The sequence below is a fragment of the Halomonas sp. H10-59 genome (genome assembly GCF_040070555.1).
GTDB classification, from domain to species: Bacteria; Pseudomonadota; Gammaproteobacteria; order Pseudomonadales; family Halomonadaceae; genus Halomonas; species Halomonas litopenaei.
The window spans coordinates 175,443-190,464 of the sequence record NZ_CP098828.1; the positions used below are offsets into that span (position 1 = coordinate 175,443).

Annotated in this window: 13 protein-coding genes; 6 read left to right on the plus strand and 7 right to left on the minus strand. The window is 63.8% G+C overall.

Going from position 1 to position 15,022, the window contains the following annotated elements:
• Positions 1-11 precede the first annotated feature (11 nt).
• On the minus strand, positions 12-836 hold the full coding sequence (locus NFG57_RS00830; RefSeq protein ID WP_108131847.1) for an ATP-binding cassette domain-containing protein: 825 nt from the start codon (positions 834-836) through the stop codon (positions 12-14).
• Positions 836-1,951, minus strand: a complete 1,116-nt coding sequence (locus NFG57_RS00835; RefSeq protein WP_045993147.1) for an ABC transporter permease — start codon at positions 1,949-1,951, stop codon at positions 836-838. Before NFG57_RS00835 ends, NFG57_RS00830 begins: the two co-directional genes overlap by 1 nt.
• A gap of 309 nt (positions 1,952-2,260) precedes the next feature.
• On the opposite strand from NFG57_RS00835, the gene iolG reads away from it, so the two are divergent.
• Complete coding sequence (gene iolG / locus NFG57_RS00840) at positions 2,261-3,247, plus strand: inositol 2-dehydrogenase (RefSeq protein ID WP_045993148.1); 987 nt, start codon at positions 2,261-2,263, stop codon at positions 3,245-3,247.
• A 40-nt stretch (positions 3,248-3,287) separates the two neighbouring features.
• Here iolG and NFG57_RS00845 read toward each other — a convergent pair whose 3' ends face one another.
• From NFG57_RS00845 to NFG57_RS00855, 3 genes are all read right to left on the minus strand, one after another.
• Positions 3,288-3,809, minus strand: coding sequence for a zeta toxin family protein (locus tag NFG57_RS00845; RefSeq protein ID WP_348815150.1), 522 nt, complete (start codon positions 3,807-3,809; stop codon positions 3,288-3,290).
• 94 nt (positions 3,810-3,903) lie between these two features.
• Complete coding sequence (locus NFG57_RS00850; RefSeq protein ID WP_287163560.1) at positions 3,904-4,275, minus strand: hypothetical protein; 372 nt, start codon at positions 4,273-4,275, stop codon at positions 3,904-3,906.
• 141 nt (positions 4,276-4,416) lie between these two features.
• Entirely contained in the window at positions 4,417-5,466 is a 1,050-nt protein-coding gene (locus tag NFG57_RS00855; RefSeq protein ID WP_348815151.1) for a LacI family DNA-binding transcriptional regulator, read from the minus strand.
• Between the two features lie 206 nt (positions 5,467-5,672).
• Between NFG57_RS00855 and NFG57_RS00860 the strand changes: the two genes are divergently transcribed.
• On the plus strand, positions 5,673-6,614 hold the full coding sequence (locus NFG57_RS00860) for a sugar phosphate isomerase/epimerase (protein ID WP_348815152.1): 942 nt from the start codon (positions 5,673-5,675) through the stop codon (positions 6,612-6,614).
• 194 nt (positions 6,615-6,808) lie between these two features.
• Here the strand turns inward: NFG57_RS00860 and iolB are convergent, their stop codons facing one another.
• Together iolB and NFG57_RS00870 are read right to left on the minus strand one after the other, a co-directional pair.
• Entirely contained in the window at positions 6,809-7,615 is an 807-nt protein-coding gene (gene iolB / locus NFG57_RS00865) for a 5-deoxy-glucuronate isomerase (protein WP_348815153.1), read from the minus strand.
• An 85-nt stretch (positions 7,616-7,700) separates the two neighbouring features.
• Complete coding sequence (locus NFG57_RS00870) at positions 7,701-8,564, minus strand: MurR/RpiR family transcriptional regulator (RefSeq protein ID WP_045993152.1); 864 nt, start codon at positions 8,562-8,564, stop codon at positions 7,701-7,703.
• A gap of 403 nt (positions 8,565-8,967) precedes the next feature.
• Here NFG57_RS00870 and NFG57_RS00875 point away from each other — a divergent pair, with 403 nt between their 5' ends.
• The 4 genes from NFG57_RS00875 (at position 8,968) to iolD (ending at position 14,991) form a co-directional block, all read left to right on the plus strand.
• On the plus strand, positions 8,968-9,801 hold the full coding sequence (locus tag NFG57_RS00875) for a TIM barrel protein (RefSeq protein ID WP_348815154.1): 834 nt from the start codon (positions 8,968-8,970) through the stop codon (positions 9,799-9,801).
• A 131-nt stretch (positions 9,802-9,932) separates the two neighbouring features.
• On the plus strand, positions 9,933-10,841 hold the full coding sequence (locus NFG57_RS00880) for a sugar phosphate isomerase/epimerase (RefSeq protein WP_124805068.1): 909 nt from the start codon (positions 9,933-9,935) through the stop codon (positions 10,839-10,841).
• Positions 10,842-11,101: 260 nt separating this feature from the next.
• Positions 11,102-13,018: a 5-dehydro-2-deoxygluconokinase gene (gene iolC / locus NFG57_RS00885; protein ID WP_108449516.1), complete on the plus strand. Its 1,917-nt coding sequence runs from the start codon at positions 11,102-11,104 to the stop codon at positions 13,016-13,018.
• Between the two features lie 110 nt (positions 13,019-13,128).
• Entirely contained in the window at positions 13,129-14,991 is a 1,863-nt protein-coding gene (gene iolD / locus NFG57_RS00890; RefSeq protein WP_348815155.1) for a 3D-(3,5/4)-trihydroxycyclohexane-1,2-dione acylhydrolase (decyclizing), read from the plus strand.
• The last annotated feature ends 31 nt before the right edge of the window (positions 14,992-15,022 follow it).

Consider the following 15,022-nt stretch of genomic DNA (forward strand, 5'->3'; position numbering starts at 1 on the left):
ACTCTCCCTGTTCAGGCAGCCTGGCCGTTGCCGCTCGCGTTGCCATCGGCGCGCTGAAATTCGGCAAGCTCGGCGTCCAGGCTCTCGAGCTCGGCGCCACCGGCCATCATGTTGAGCACTTCCTCACGGCTGACCTCATCCTTGCGGAAGGTGCCGAAGCTGGAGCCGCGCTTGAGGATGGTGAAGGCGTCACCCACCGGATAGGCGTGGTGCACGTTGTGGGTGATGAAGATGACCGCCAGACCATCGGCGCGGGCCTTGGCGATGTAGCGCAGCACCACCGAGGCCTGCTTGACCCCGAGCGCCGAGGTGGGCTCGTCGAGGATCAGCACCTTGGCGCCGAAGTACACCGCCCGGGCGATGGCTACGCACTGGCGCTCGCCACCGGAAAGGGTGCCGACCGGCTGAGCCGGATCGCGCACATCGATACCGATCTTGGCCATCTCTTCCTTGGCGACGCGGTCAGCGAACGTCCAGTCGACGCGACGGGTCGGTCCCCAGCCCCTGGTAGGTTCGCGGCCCATGAAGAAGTTTCGGGTGATCGACATCAGCGGGATCATCGCCAGATCCTGGAAGACCGTGGCGATGCCGGCGTCGAGGGCATCCGAGGGCGAGCTGAAGTGGGCCTCCTTGCCGTCGACCAGGAACTCGCCGTGGGTCGGTACGTGGACCCCCGAGAGGGTCTTGATCAGGGTCGACTTGCCGGCGCCGTTGTCACCCAGCAGGCACATGACCTCGCCGGAGTGAACCTTCATGGAGATGCCGCTCAGGGCGATCACGCTGCCGAAGTGCTTGGCTACGTCGCGCATTTCGATCATCGGGACGGGAGCGTTCATTACTTGGCCTCCAGCGCCTTGCGACGCACGTAGTTGTTGAACAGCACCGCGATCAGCAGCATCGCGCCGAGGAATACCTGGAACCAGTCGGTGTTGACGCCGGTATAGAAGATACCCATCTGCACCATGCCGAAGATCAGCGCACCGAAGCTGGCGCCGATGGCGGAGCCATAGCCACCGGTGAGCAGGGCGCCGCCGATGACCACCGCGATGATCGCCTCGAGCTCCTTGAGGATGCCGCGGATGGAGTCGGCCGAGCCGGTGTCCATCACCTGCAGGGCGGCGAACACGCAGGCGGCGAAGGCGGTGAACATGAACAGCACGATCTTGACCAGATTGACCGGGACACCGACGTTGCGTGCCGCTTCCTTGTCGCCGCCGCAGGCGAAGATCCAGTTGCCGAAGCGGGTGAACAGCAACACCCAGGTGGCCAGCGCGGTCAGGCCGAGCCACCACACGATGGAGACCGGGATGCCGCTGACGGTGGGATTGCCGGCGAAGTTGGTACCGATCACGCCGATCTCGGATAGCCAGAGGAAGAAGCCCTCGCCGACCTCTCCGCTGAACAGCGCCGCGAACCAGTCGTTGCCGATGACGTCATGGACCCCGCCGATCTGGGTGCGATCCGCCATCAGACGGGGAATGCCGATAGCCACCCCGCGCAGGATGAACAGAAAGCCCAGGGTGACGATAAAGGATGGCAGTCCGGTCTTGACCACCAGCCAGCCGTTCAGGGCGCCGATCGCCAGGGCGCAGCCGAAGGCGAAGGACAGCGCCGCCCAGATGGGCCAGCCGTACTGCACCGCGGGGATGGCGATCAACATGCCGGCGAAGCCGATCATCGAACCGATCGACAGGTCGAACTCGCCACCGATCATCAACAGCGCCGCCGCCACGGCCAGGATGCCGAGCTGGGCAGAGACTTCGAGGAAGTTGATCACCCCGGCGCCGGAGAACATGCCGGTGCCCGAGGCCACCAGGGCGAAGAACACGATGACCAGCAGGGCGCCGGCGACGGAGCCGAACTCCGGTCGGTGCAGGGCTTTCTTCAGCGGACTGACGTGGGCAAGACGCTCGTCCTTATCTTGGCTGGTGGGAGAGGCGGTGGTGCTCATGGTGACTCCTTGTGAGGGTCGTCTTGTTGTAGGGGCGGAGACGTCCGCAGTGTTGATTGACGTGTTTCGAACTCGCGGACGGATGTTTCGATTCGTCGTGTTATGAAATGTAGATTCCAAGGGAGAAATTAACAATTCAAAAATTCTATACTTTGGTCTATGCGGAATGTTTGTTCCTTTTTGCGTAGGCTGGGCAACAGGCTTGGGGTCTCGCTGTCGATCGACGATGGATCGTGGTAATCCCGTTCGCCTGAAAGCCACCAAGGCATACCCCTTCGCGGCAATGCACATGGATACAAGGAGCAGACGATGAAACTGGCATTGATCGGAGCAGGAAGGATCGGCAGGGTGCACGCACTGTCCATCGCCGCCCATCCCGAGGTCACGTTGGCGGCGGTAGTGGATGCCTACCCCGAGGCCGCCGAGACCCTGGCGCGGGACTTCGGCTCCCGGGCTCGGGACATCGATGACGTGTTCGAGGACCCTGAGATCGACGCCGTGCTGATCGCTTCCAGCACCGCGACCCATATCGACTACCTGGAGCGCGCCGCATCGGCGGGCAAGGCAATGCTGTGCGAGAAGCCCATCGCCCTGGACCTGGCGGCTTCACGGGCGACCGCCGAGCGTGTGGCGCAAAGCCTCTGCGCCTTGGCCTTCAATCGTCGCCATGACCCGCAGTTCTCGGCGCTCAAGGATCAATTGGGGCAGGGCCGCATCGGCAAGCTGGAGACGCTGGCGATCACCAGTCGCGATCCCGAGCCGCCACCCCTCGAGTACGTCAAAGGGTCAGGTGGGCTGTTCCGCGACATGATGATCCACGACTTTGATATGGCCCGCTGGCTGCTCGATGAGCCCATCGTCAGCGTCCACGCCAGCGGCAGTTGTCTGGTGGACCCGGCCATCGGCGAGGCCGGCGACGTGGACAGCGCGGTGGTGGTGATGAAGACGGCCTCGGGGCGCTTGTGCACCATCAGCAATTCTCGGCGTGCGGTATACGGCTACGACCAGCGCATCGAGGCCTTCGGCAGTGACGGCATGTTGCAGGCCCAGAACGAGTGCGACACCCGACTCAAGTTCGTCGGCAAGCAGGGCCAACTGGAGGAAGCGCCGCGCTGGTTCTTCCTCGAGCGCTACGCCGAGGCCTATCGCCGCGAGCTTGACGACTTCTACCAGAGCTGGCGGGAAGGCCGCGCGCCCCGCGCCGGTATCACCGATGGCGTCGAGGCGTTGCGGTTGGCCGAGGCGGCGGATATCTCACGTCGCGAGGGGCGCACGGTCTACGTCGAGGAGGTGTAAAGAGATAGAGGGGAGGCGCGAATCCATGTTTGGGTGTTGGTTATGTTTCCCCGCGATAGCGTCGAATCTCCGGCCCGTACTGGGCGAGTGCCCAGTCGGGCAAGTCCTCGCTGAGCCGCGTCACTAGCCCGTGGCTCAGGCTCAACAGGTGGCGATGGGTCTTCCCGATACGTGAGTTGTCGAAGACCAGCGCGCGCTCGGCGAGCCTGACCGCCTCGCGAAGGTAGGTCAGCGTCCTTGGAAAGCGCGAGTAGAGCTTGTCGACGGGGACATCGTGTCCACCTAGCTGCCGGCGCGTCTCTACGCGCATGGCGGCGAGCTCAGGGGTGGCCACATGGATATGGTAGAGCGCCACCATGAACCCCTGGTGTTGCGCCTGGCGAATCAGTTCGAGTTTGGAAGGGTGCGAAAAGACCGTCTCGGTGGCGAAGGATCTGCCTTGGCGGATCATGGTTTCGCGCTGTGTGGCGGCAATAGTCGCGGCTTCGTAGGATCGCTGGGGATTGTCGATTTCGTCAGGCCAGCGGTGTCGCTGAATTTCGTCGGCGTTGATGAAGGGCACGTCCGCACGGGGCTTGATCTGGCGGTAGAAAAGGTGGCCTTGCCGGCGCCATTGATCCCGGCCAGCAGGTGCAGAATAGGGGGCGGGTGGCCCCTCATGAGTTATCGCGTGCCCCGCGACCACGATGGCTGGTCAATTGCTGTTGGTCATCCAGCCCATGGATGTCCGCTCCGGCACCTTCGATATCCTTGAGCAAGGTGTCGTCTGTACCATCGAGAGTCTCCAGGGCGTGCCACAACATCTGGGCGTGAGCATGCTGCTCGGGAAGCGATAGTTCATCCACCGCCAGCTTGCCCTGAAGCGCCAGGTTCACCCGCTGCAGGTCGAACAGGCCGGACTCTTCGACGAAGCGACCAAGCCGAGCCCAGTACTCTATCTGGCCGTTAAGGGAGCGGGAAAACAGATCCTTGCTCTCCTTGGCGGCCGCCAGTAGTTCGTCGTCATTGAGCTTTATCGTCTGTGCCATTCGAGTTCCTGCCGTTGCGCCGCGTCGCTAGTCCGCCCTTTATGGCTTGTGCGGCTGGGGCCGAGGACTGCTATTGCCTTCAATCTAGTATAGCGGGTTCCAGTATGGATCCTTGTTCATGCACGAGCACGTCAGCGCGGTTTATCGTGACGGGCCTGCGGGAGGAGGCTCTGGGTTGGCGCGATGAGAGTCACGCACCACCAGCCGGCCTGGGAGCAGCGTTGGGTCACCTGGGATACGTCGATCTAGCAGGTGTGTGATGGCGCTGTCCACCACCGCATCGAGGTTCGGCTGGTAGCTTGTCAGACGGTAGCGCGGTGAGGCGGCCAGCTCGATATCGTCGAAGCCGACGATCGCCAGCTGTCCGTCGAGGCCGGCCTGGTGCAGGGCATCGAGGGCGCCGATGGCAAGGATGTCGTTTTCGCAGAACAGCGCATCCAGGCGCTGTGCCGCCGGTGTCCTTTGCAGGTAGTCGTGCATCGCCTGATACCCCAGGGCGTGGCGATAATCCGTGGCAGCCAGCGTGGCTGCCAGGGTCAGGCCGTGATCCTCAAGCGTCTGGCGATAGCCGTCGAGACGGGGCAGTCGTGATCTGCCGCTGTCGGGGCCGGCCAGATAGCCCAGCCGACGATGACCTTCGCCGAGCAGCAGCCGGGCGATTTCGGCGCCAGCCGCATGCTCCTGAATTGCCACGATCTGCACCCCGTCCACCTCGGTGGTACGAAACAGCTGCACCAGTGGCACGTGCTGGCGCTCTGTGGCAAAGCGCACGATGTCCTCGCTCAGCACCGTGCCGAGAAACAACAGCCCGTCGACCTGGAAGCGCTCGGCGATATCGAGCAGCTCACCGGAGCGCACCGGTGGTGAAATATTCAAGAGTATCGACAGCTGGCCCCGCTGTTGCAGCGCCAGGGTGGCGGCATTCAGCATCGCCTGGGTATGCGGGTTGGCGAATTGATCGACGACGACGCCGATCAGTTGAGTGCGTCTTGTGGTCAGGCTTCGTGCCAGCAGGTTGGGGCGATAGCCCAGGGCTTCGGCGGCCTCCATCACGCGCTGTCGGGCATTCTCTGAGATCGAGGCGCCGGGAGTGAAGGCCCGCGACACCGTCCACTTGGAGACACCGGCCCGTTCGGCCACCTGGGCGGAGGTCACCTTGCGACCTTGGTCGCGATCGGAACGAATATTCATCGATGCTCCTTGACGGAATTTTTCATTCCATACTAGGCTCGTGCTGGCCTATTTGCAACCGGTTGCATCGGGTCGGATGACGGTGTTGACCCTCTTGAGGTGTTGGCATAGGTCGCCGTCGGAAGAGCCCTTTGTGCCCGCGCCGCCGCCGATGCGTCCACCCAAGCAACGGCGAAACCACACAGCCATATGACAAGGACAATGCCATGAAGCTCTCCATCTGTACCGATGTGATGGCGGACCTCAGCTTTACCGAGATGCTCGACAAGTGCGTGGCGCTCGGGGTGGAAGGTATCGAGATGACCGGTGGTGGCTGGTCGCCGGCGCCACATTTTCGTGCCGACGAACTGCTCGCCGATAGAAGCCTGCTGGCCTCACGCCTGAAGGAGATCGACGCCCGGGGACTGAAGATCGCCGCCTTGAACTGTTCCGGCAATCCGCTCGACCCGGGGGAACTCGGCGAGCGCCACCGAGGTGAGATCGAAAAGACCATCCGGCTCGCCGGTGAGATCGGGGTCGAGCGCATCGTCACCATGTCGGGCCTGCCGGCGGCGGCGCCGGGGGACAGCGTGCCCAATTGGCTGGTCTACACCAGGAGCTGGCCCGATGAGATGCCCGAGCGCGATCGGTACCAGTGGGAAGACTGCGCCTTTCCCTACTGGCACGGCCTGGTGAGGCTGGCCGATGAGGTCGGTGTCGAGCGATTCGCGCTGGAAAATTTTTCGGCGATGCTGGTGTGGAACCCCCAGACCCTGTTTCGCCTGCGTGACGAGGTCGGGCCCAAGGTCGGCATGAACCTGGACCCTTCGCACCTGTTCTGGATGGGGGCCTGCCCGATCGCCGCGGCCAGGGCACTGGGCGATGCCATCCACCACTGCCACGGCAAGGATACCCGCATCGAGCGGGGGCTGGCCGATGTCAACGGTCTGCTCGAGCTCGCCGAGGTCACCGACGTCGCCAATCGCGCCTGGAACTATGTGGCGGTGGGGGCGGGACATGATCTTCAGTGGTGGAAGGAGTTCTTCTCGGTGGTGCGGATGCAGGGCTACAACGACTGGGTCAGCCTCGAGATGGAGGACTTCACCATGTCCACCGAGGCCGGTATCCAGTCGTCGATCGATGCGCTTAAGCAGACCATCAGTCGTTAGCGATATGAATATGCTGGTCAAGGGTGCTGCCAAGATGGCCTGTCCGCGGCTGACATGCCTGCGGCTGGCGGAAAAGGGAAGCGATGCACCATAAAAAAGCCCCGCCGGTGGCGGGGCAAAGAGAGAGACGTTCCTTGGTCCGCCGATGACGCCAGCCCTTACCTGGGCTGCCGGAATCGGCGGAGTTTGTACGGTTACTGTCGCTGCACGATCCACTCGTGTTCAGGGTCGTTCTTGAACTTCCATTCGCGCTTGGGACCGGCCATCACGTTGAGGTAGTAAAGCTCGTAGCCGTGAGGTGCACCCACCGGATGGTAGCCCCGAGGCACCATCACGCAGCAGCCATTGTCTACCGCCATGGTCTCGTCCAGCGAGCGGTCATCGGTGTAGACCCGCTGAAAGGCGAAGCCCTGGCTCGGATTCAGCCGGTGGTAGTAGGTTTCCTCGAGGATCGACTCCTCGGGCAGATTGTCGACGTCGTGCTTGTGGGGCGGATAGCTCGACCAGTTGCCTGGCGGTGTGTAGACCTCGACCACCAGCAGGCCGTCGGCGGGTTCGGTCTCCGGCAGGATGTCGTGGATATGCCGAGTGTTGGTGCCGCCGCCGCGGGTGGAGCACTTGACCTGCTGTGGCGCGATCAGCCTGGCCTTGTGGTTGCCGTGGCCCGGTGCGCTGCACACCGCGATCTCGAGATCGGTCAGTGCCTCGACCTCGAAGTCCGCTCCATCGGGCAGGTAGACCGAGTAGGGTGGCACCTTGTCGAAGATGTCCATGCGCTCGCCGATGTCCTCCCAGCGTTCGCCGGCGCCGGCGACGGTGGCACGTCCGCTCAACAGCACCAGGCAGTGTTCGCGAGAGCCGGTCTCGCCGCTCAGACGCTGGCCCTTTTGCAGCCGGTGGACTCGAAAGCCGACGTGGTCCCAGCCAGCGGATTGCGGGGTGACTTCCAGCACCTTGCCGTCGGCGTCGGGGCTCTGGGGGCGTACAAGAAGCGATGTCATGGACAGGATCTCCTGTTGGTGGCCTGCCCGGTCGCGCAGGGCGCGGGGCGTGGGCGGGCCAGAGTGTCGAGGGGCGAGCTGGCGGCTAGCCCGAGGCGGGGGCCTCGGGAGACGAGCCCTTGTCGGCGGCGCTGTCCTGGCGCACGCCCAGGGCGATGGCCATGCTCTGGGCCAGGCACAGGGTGGCGGTGAGGCCGCGGAAGCTCTTCACTTCCGCTTCCTGTACCACCAGGGTCACGTCGGCGACGCGGGCCAGCGGGCTCAGGGTGGAATCGGTGATGGCAACCACCGGCACGCCTTTATCACGGGTCTGTTCGGCTACTTCGCGGGTTTCCGATGCGTAGGGCGAGAAGCTCACCGCCAGCAGGGCGTCGCGGGGACCGATGGCCCGTGCCTGTTCCTGATGCATACCGCCCAGGGCATTGATCAAGAAGCAGCGTTTGTCGACGTGGTTGAGTGCGTACTGCAGGTAGCTTGCCACCGGGAAGGTGCGGCGCATGCCCATCAGGTGCACCGCCTCGGCGCCTTCCAGAAGGTCCAGCGCGCTCTCCAGCTGGCGCGGGTCGGTACGCCCGGGGAGTTGCTCGAGCATTTCCCGGTTGGCGTCGGCAAATTCCCACAGCAGTTGAGAGCCGCTGGGGGTCTCGCCGGTGGCGGAGCGCACCGCGTGGATGCGCTCTGAGTAGTTGGGCAACTCATCCACCAGGCGTGAGCGAAACAGCTTCTGCATGTCCGAGAAGCCCTTGAACCCAAGGCTGTTGGCAAAGCGAATCAGCGTGGACGGCGTGACGCCCGCCTGCTCGGCCAGCCTCGCCACGGTGGAAAAGGCTACTTCCTGCGGGTGATCGAGCAGAAAACGCGCCGTCTGCTGCAGGCGACGGCTGAGGTCGGGGTACTGCTCGGTGATCTGCGCTTCCAGCGCGCTGAAATCCTGAGGTAGCTCTGCCATGGCGGTTCACTCGGTTGCAGGGTGTTGCCCAGCGTTGGCCGTCGTCTGGGATCACCCTAGTCGGTTGGGAATAAAAATTCCATTTATGCTTTAGTATAGAACGTTTGGATGGAACGTTTCATTCAGTGCCAAGGCTATCATTGTTCCCCTGTAGGAGGGGGGTCGCCTTGTACTTTGGTCGACAAGTTGCGGCCACGCCGTCGGTCTTCGTGGGCTCGAAGCCGAGCCCAGATGATTGATTAGCGGGAAAAAGCCACAATCAGCTGAATGCCAAGGCACCAGAGGAGGAAACATTCCCTCTATTTGATCTTGGGAATTTTTGTTCTAAAGTGCGACCTAACCGGTTGCAAACAGTTCTGATGTGACGTTTCCGGCACCTTCTTCTCGGCTCAGGGAGCGCCCCATGCCATCTCGATCACTGCACTTTGCCCTTAACCATATGGTCTGTCCTCGCTACTCCATCGAGCAGCTGATGCGCTTGGCCGTCGAGCTCGGCATCGACGCGGTGGAGCTGCGCAACGATGTCGGCGACAACAGCCTGGCGACCCTCGAGCAGGCCGTTGCCGCCGGAGAGCTGGCCCGGGAGCTGGGTCTGAGCGTGCTCAGCGTCAATGCGCTGTATCCGTTCAATGTGTGGGACAAGGAGCGTGCCGTTCAGGCCGAGCACCTTGCCGAACGGGCAGCGGCGGCGGGCGCCCGGGGTCTGGTGCTGTGTCCGCTGGTCGCCGCGTCCGAAGATGCACCAACAGCCACCGATGTGACCAAGGCGCTGGTGGAGCTGGGACCAATCCTGGCTCGTCATGGGCTCGTGGGGTTCGTCGAGCCACTGGGCTTTCCTGACTCGTCGTTGCGACTCAAGGCTGACGCTGTGATCGCCATCGACGAGGCCGTCGCCATCCTGGGGCCATCGGAGCCGGCGCGCTTTTCGCTGGTGCACGACACCTTTCACCATCGAGGGGCCGGTGAAGCGGCACTGTTCGCCGCGCGCACCGGCCTGGTTCACCTGTCCGGCGTCGAGGATCCGACGCTGACCTTCGACGCCATGCTCGACGGCGACCGGGTGCTGGTGGGTGAGGGCGATCGCCTCGACAACGTCGAACAGGTGCGTCGCCTGCTCGCCGATGGTTATCGCGGTTACCTGTCCTTCGAGCCCTTCGCCGAGTCGGTACACGCGCTTGAGGATCCGGCGGATGCCCTCGCGCGCAGCATTGACGTCATCCGCGATGGAGTGGCCTGAATCGCCGTCGTGACCGCTACATCCATCTAGGTTGACCACGCTGCGATCCTCCAGCGTCGAGCTGAACGCCACCCACCTGGTTCAGTGACAACGTCCTGAACCTGAGCGTGAACAATGATAAGGAGACTTCCATGAAAATCGCCCTCGACCCCTTCATGCATCGCCACGTGCCCCTGGAAAAGCTGCCGCGCCTGGCCAAGGACCTGGGATACGACTATCTCGAGCTGTCGCCCCGGGATGACTTCTTCGACTGGTTCGTCCACCCCCGGGTGTTCCCGTCCCGCCTGCGCTCCTTCAAGCAGGCGCTCAAGGACAGCGAGGTCGAGATCGCCTCGCTGCTGCCGATGTTCCGCTGGGCCAGTCCCCACGAGGACGAGCGCCAGGCGGCGGTGAAGTACTGGAAGAAGGCCATCGAGGTGGCGGTGGAAATGGGGGTGGACACCATGAACTCCGAGTTCGGTCGTGGCCCGCACCCCGAGCGTGGCAGTTGCTCAGCCTGCTGCCATGGCGGCGCCACCACCGAATCCAGCGAGGCCGCCTGGTGGCGCTCGATGGAGGAGCTGGTACCGATCTTCGAGCGCGAAGGCATCCAGCTCAACGTCGAGCCACACCCGGATGACTTTGTCGAGACGCTGCACCCGGCGGTGGACATGATTCGTACTATCGACTCGGACAACGTGAAGTTTCTCTACTGCGCACCCCATACCTTCCACTTTGGCGATGACATGGCGCAGATGATCCGTGACAGCGCCCCGGTGCTGGCCCACGTCCACGTGGCGGATACCTTCAATCACAGGGGATCGTCGGGGCTGCGCTACATCATCAATCCGCCGGGCTCCACCGCCCGCATCCACCAGCATCTGGATATCGGCCAGGGCGAGATCGACTGGGATCTGTTCTTCAAGACGCTGGCCGAGGTCGGCTTCGACGGCATCATGACCGCCTGTGTGTTCGCCTGGGAAGAGCGCGCCGAAGACTCCTCGCGCTTTATGCGCCAGGAGATCCAGCGCTACGTCGATACCTACTTCAACCCACGCTGAGGCTCGTCCTGGCCGCGCTACCTCCACGCCCTGTCCGGCGCCACCGGGTGGGGCGACTTGCCCCCCGGGAGCGTGACGGCAGGCTCCCGTGCTTCCCGGACACTGCTACGACCAAAGATGAACTGAATCGGTTGTTCCAGAGATTGAACGAGTGGAATATCAGTTCTATCATGGATTCAAATAGAACGAACAATCCAAAGTCGTCGGGACGCCCGTCACGGGCAGAGCACGGCTTATCGTGACCACACCAGGGTGACGCCATGACCACCAACAAGACGCTGGACCTAATCTGCCTGGGCCGAGCGGCCGTGGATTTCTACGGCGAACAGATCGGCAGCCGGCTTGAGGACATGTCGTCCTTCAACAAGTACCTCGGCGGCTCGTCGGCCAATATCGCCTACGGTACCGCTCGCATGGGGCTGAAGTCTGCCATGTTGACGCGGGTCGGCGACGAGCACATGGGGCGCTTCGTACGCGAGGAACTGGCCCGGGTGGGCGTGGACGTCAGTCAGGTCATCACCGACCAGGAACGACTCACCGGTCTGGTGATCCTGGGCATCAAGGATCAGGACACCTTTCCGCTGATCTTCTATCGCGACAATTGCGCCGACATGGCGATCAGTGCCGATGACATGGATCCCGAGTTCATCGCCTCCAGTCGGGCGCTGTTGATCACCGGTACCCATTTCTCCACCGACGGCACCTATCAGGCCAGCAAGACCGCCATCGAATACGCCAAGGCGGCCGGCACCAAGGTGATTCTCGATATCGACTATCGTCCGGTGCTGTGGGGCCTGACCTCGCTGGGCGACGGCGAGACCCGCTTTATCTCCGATGATGGTGTCAGCGCCCACCTGCAGACCATTCTGCCGGACCTGGACCTGGTGGTCGGCACCGAGGAAGAGGTCCACATCGCCGGTGGCAGCACCGACACCATCACCGCGCTCAAGCGTATTCGCGAGCTGAGCGATGCCACCATCGTGCTCAAGTTGGGCGCGCAGGGCTGCACCGTGCTCGACGGTGAGATTCCCGACAGCGAGTCCGAGTTCGAGGTATTCACCGGGGTGCGTGTCGAGGTGCTCAATGTGCTGGGTGCCGGTGACGCCTTCCTCAGCGGTTTTCTGCGCGGCTGGCTCAACGGTGAAAGTCATGAGCAAAGCTGTGCCTACGCCAACGCCTGCGGGGCCCTGGTGGTCTCCCGCCACGGCTGTGCCCCGGCGATTCCCAGCAGCGAGGAACTCGACGACTACCTGAGTCGCGCCGAGGATATCCCGCGTCCCGACCTGGACACGCGGCTCAACCACCTGCACCGGGTCACCACCCAGCGTAGCCCGACGCAGTGGTCGGATCTGTGCGTGCTGGCCTTCGACCATCGCAAGCAATTCTACGACATGGCCCGGGAGGTCGGCGCCGACCCCGGAAGGATCAAGACGTTGAAACGGCTGCTGGTGCAGGCGGCGGAGCAGGGCGCCGGACATATCGGTGACAGCCAGATGGGCGTGCTGATCGACGACACCTACGGTCAGGATGCACTCAATGACGTGACCGGGCGCGGCTGGTGGATTGGCCGCCCGGTGGAGTTGCCGAGCTCGCGTCCCATCGAGCTGGAAGGCGGGCGCAATATCGGTGCCCGACTGGCCGCCTGGCCACGCGAGCACATCGTCAAGTGCCTGGTGTTCTACCACCCGGAGGACCAGCTCGACCTGCGCCGCACCCAGGAGCGCCAAGTGGTGGAGCTGTATGACGCCTGCCTCAGGACCGGGCATGAGCTGCTGCTCGAGATCATTCCGCCCAAGGATCAGCAAAGCGATGACGATACCTTTCTCAACGCCATGCAGCGCTTTTACAACCTCGGCGTCTATCCCGACTGGTGGAAGCTGCCGCCGCAGACCCCCGCGGCCTGGGAGCGCATCAGCGTGCTGCTGGCGCGACGCGCCCCTCACTGTCGCGGCGTGGTGATGCTGGGGCTCGATGCGCCCCTCGAGACGCTCAAGAAGGGCTTCATGGACAGCGCCGGGTTCGACGTGTGCAAGGGCTTCGCGGTGGGGCGCTCGATCTTTGCCGAGCCCAGCCGTCGCTGGCTCGCCGGCGAGGCCGACGACCAGGCGCTGATCGACGATGTCGTCGCCAATTACCGCGAACTGGTGGACTGCTGGAAAGAACGCCAGAGCGTCTGAACGAGAATGAGCGAAATGGGGGTGAGCGTGGTAGCGCTCCCAGACCATGACCAAGATAACGATAATCCGGGTCCCCTCAGGACCCGGCAGCCATCTCCGAGAGCATTGCCATGTCCACGATTCGACTGACCATGTCCCAGGCGGTGATCCGCTACATGCAGGCCCAGAAGGTGAACGTCGCCGGCCAGATCAAGCCGCTGTTTCCCGGCGTCTGGGCGATCTTCGGCCACGGCAACGTGGCCGGCCTCGGCGAGGCGCTGTATCAGGCCCGTGAGACGCTGCCGACCTACCGCGCCCACAACGAGCAGGCCATGTGCCACGCCGCCATTGCCTTCACCAAGACGCTCAATCGGCGCCAGGTGATGGCCTGTACCGCCTCCGCCGGTCCTGGTTCGGTGAACATGGTAACCGCGGCGGCGGTGGCCCACGTCAATCGACTGCCGCTACTGCTGCTGCCGGGCGACACCTTCGCCACGCGCAAGCCCGATCCGGTGCTGCAGCAGGTCGAGAACTTCCACGACCACACCCTGACCTCCAACGACTGCTTCAAGCCGGTGAGTCGCTTCTTCGATCGCATCACCCGGCCGGAGCAACTGCTGACGTCGCTGCCCCAGGCGATGCGAGTGCTGACTGACCCGGTGGAGTGTGGTCCGGTGACCCTGGCGCTGCCCCAGGACATCCAGACCGAGGCCTACGACTATCCCGAGCATTTCTTTGCCGAGAAGGTACACCACCTGCGCCGTCAGGCCGCCGACCCGCGCGAGCTCGACGATGCCATCGCCTTGATCCGCTCGGCCGAGCGACCGCTGCTGGTGGCCGGTGGCGGCGTCCACTACGCCGAGGCGCTGGCTGAGCTCGACGCCTTCGTCAGCCGCTACCAGGTGCCAGTGACCGAGACCCAGGCGGGCAAGGGCGCGCTGCCCTGGGACCATGCCAGCAACGTCGGCACCCTGGGTGTGACCGGTTCAGCCGCCGCCAACAGCTTGGCCCAGGAAGCGGATCTGATCATCGCCGTGGGCACCCGGCTTGGCGATTTCGCCTCTGGCTCCCGGGCGCTGATCAACCCCGAGGCGAAGATACTGTGTCTCAACGTGGCCTCCTTCGATGCGGTCAAGCACTACGCCCAGCCGCTGGTGGGCGATGCCCGCCTGAGCCTTGTCAGCCTGAAGGACGGGCTCGAGCAGGGCACCGCCCCGTGGCGGCCGGCCTCGTCCTGGAGCGAGCGGGCGGCCGCGCTGCGCGATGACTGGAATGCCACCGTGGAACGGGTGACCCAGGATCGCGGCACCGGGCTGCCCTGTGACGCCGAGGTGGTGGGGGCGGTCAACCGCGCCGCCGGCGAACGCGACATCGTGGTGTGTGCCGCGGGGGGCCTGCCGGGCGAGCTGCAGAAACTGTGGCGTACTCGCTTCGATCGCGGCTACCACATGGAATACGGCTACTCCTGCATGGGCTACGAACTTGCCGGAGGCCTCGGCACCAAGATGGCGCTGCCCGATTCAGAGGTGTTCGTGATGGTCGGTGACGGCTCCTACCTGATGATGAACTCGGAGATCGCCACCTCGGTAATGCTGGGGCACAAGATCATCGCGGTGGTGCTCGACAATCGCGGCTATGGCTGCATCCATCGACTTCAGCAATTCTGCGGCGGCCCCGGCTTCAACAACCGGCTGGAGGACTGCCTGAGCGTCGAGGCCGGCGCGCCCAAGACCGACTTCGCCGCCCACGCCGCCGCCCTGGGCGCCAATAGCGAGAAGGTCGCCAATATCGCTGAGCTTGAGCAGGCCCTCGAGCGCGCCAAGGCGTCCGACATCAGCTATGTGATCGCCATCGACACCGATGGCCTCAACGACACCAAGGAAGGTGGTGCCTGGTGGGACGTGGCGGTGCCTGAAGTCTCGCCGCGTCAGGAAGTGGTGGACGCCCGCGAGCGCTATCAGTCCCACAAGGCGCGTCAGGCCAGAAATCTCTAGGCCCGAGTCCGCTCTGCCACAACAACCAAAT

Bases quoted from the DNA above. Each gene is read 5' to 3' on its own strand.
- NFG57_RS00830 (WP_108131847.1), bottom strand. From the start codon at position 836: ATGAACGCTCCCGTCCCGATGATCGAAATGCGCGACGTAGCCAAGCAC.
- NFG57_RS00835 (WP_045993147.1), bottom strand. From the start codon at position 1,951: ATGAGCACCACCGCCTCTCCCACCAGCCAAGATAAGGACGAGCGTCTT.
- iolG (WP_045993148.1), top strand. From the start codon at position 2,261: ATGAAACTGGCATTGATCGGAGCAGGAAGGATCGGCAGGGTGCACGCA.
- NFG57_RS00850 (WP_287163560.1), bottom strand. From the start codon at position 4,275: ATGGCACAGACGATAAAGCTCAATGACGACGAACTACTGGCGGCCGCC.
- NFG57_RS00855 (WP_348815151.1), bottom strand. From the start codon at position 5,466: ATGAATATTCGTTCCGATCGCGACCAAGGTCGCAAGGTGACCTCCGCC.
- NFG57_RS00860 (WP_348815152.1), top strand. From the start codon at position 5,673: ATGAAGCTCTCCATCTGTACCGATGTGATGGCGGACCTCAGCTTTACC.
- iolB (WP_348815153.1), bottom strand. From the start codon at position 7,615: ATGACATCGCTTCTTGTACGCCCCCAGAGCCCCGACGCCGACGGCAAG.
- NFG57_RS00870 (WP_045993152.1), bottom strand. From the start codon at position 8,564: ATGGCAGAGCTACCTCAGGATTTCAGCGCGCTGGAAGCGCAGATCACC.
- NFG57_RS00875 (WP_348815154.1), top strand. From the start codon at position 8,968: ATGCCATCTCGATCACTGCACTTTGCCCTTAACCATATGGTCTGTCCT.
- NFG57_RS00880 (WP_124805068.1), top strand. From the start codon at position 9,933: ATGAAAATCGCCCTCGACCCCTTCATGCATCGCCACGTGCCCCTGGAA.
- iolC (WP_108449516.1), top strand. From the start codon at position 11,102: ATGACCACCAACAAGACGCTGGACCTAATCTGCCTGGGCCGAGCGGCC.
- iolD (WP_348815155.1), top strand. From the start codon at position 13,129: ATGTCCACGATTCGACTGACCATGTCCCAGGCGGTGATCCGCTACATG.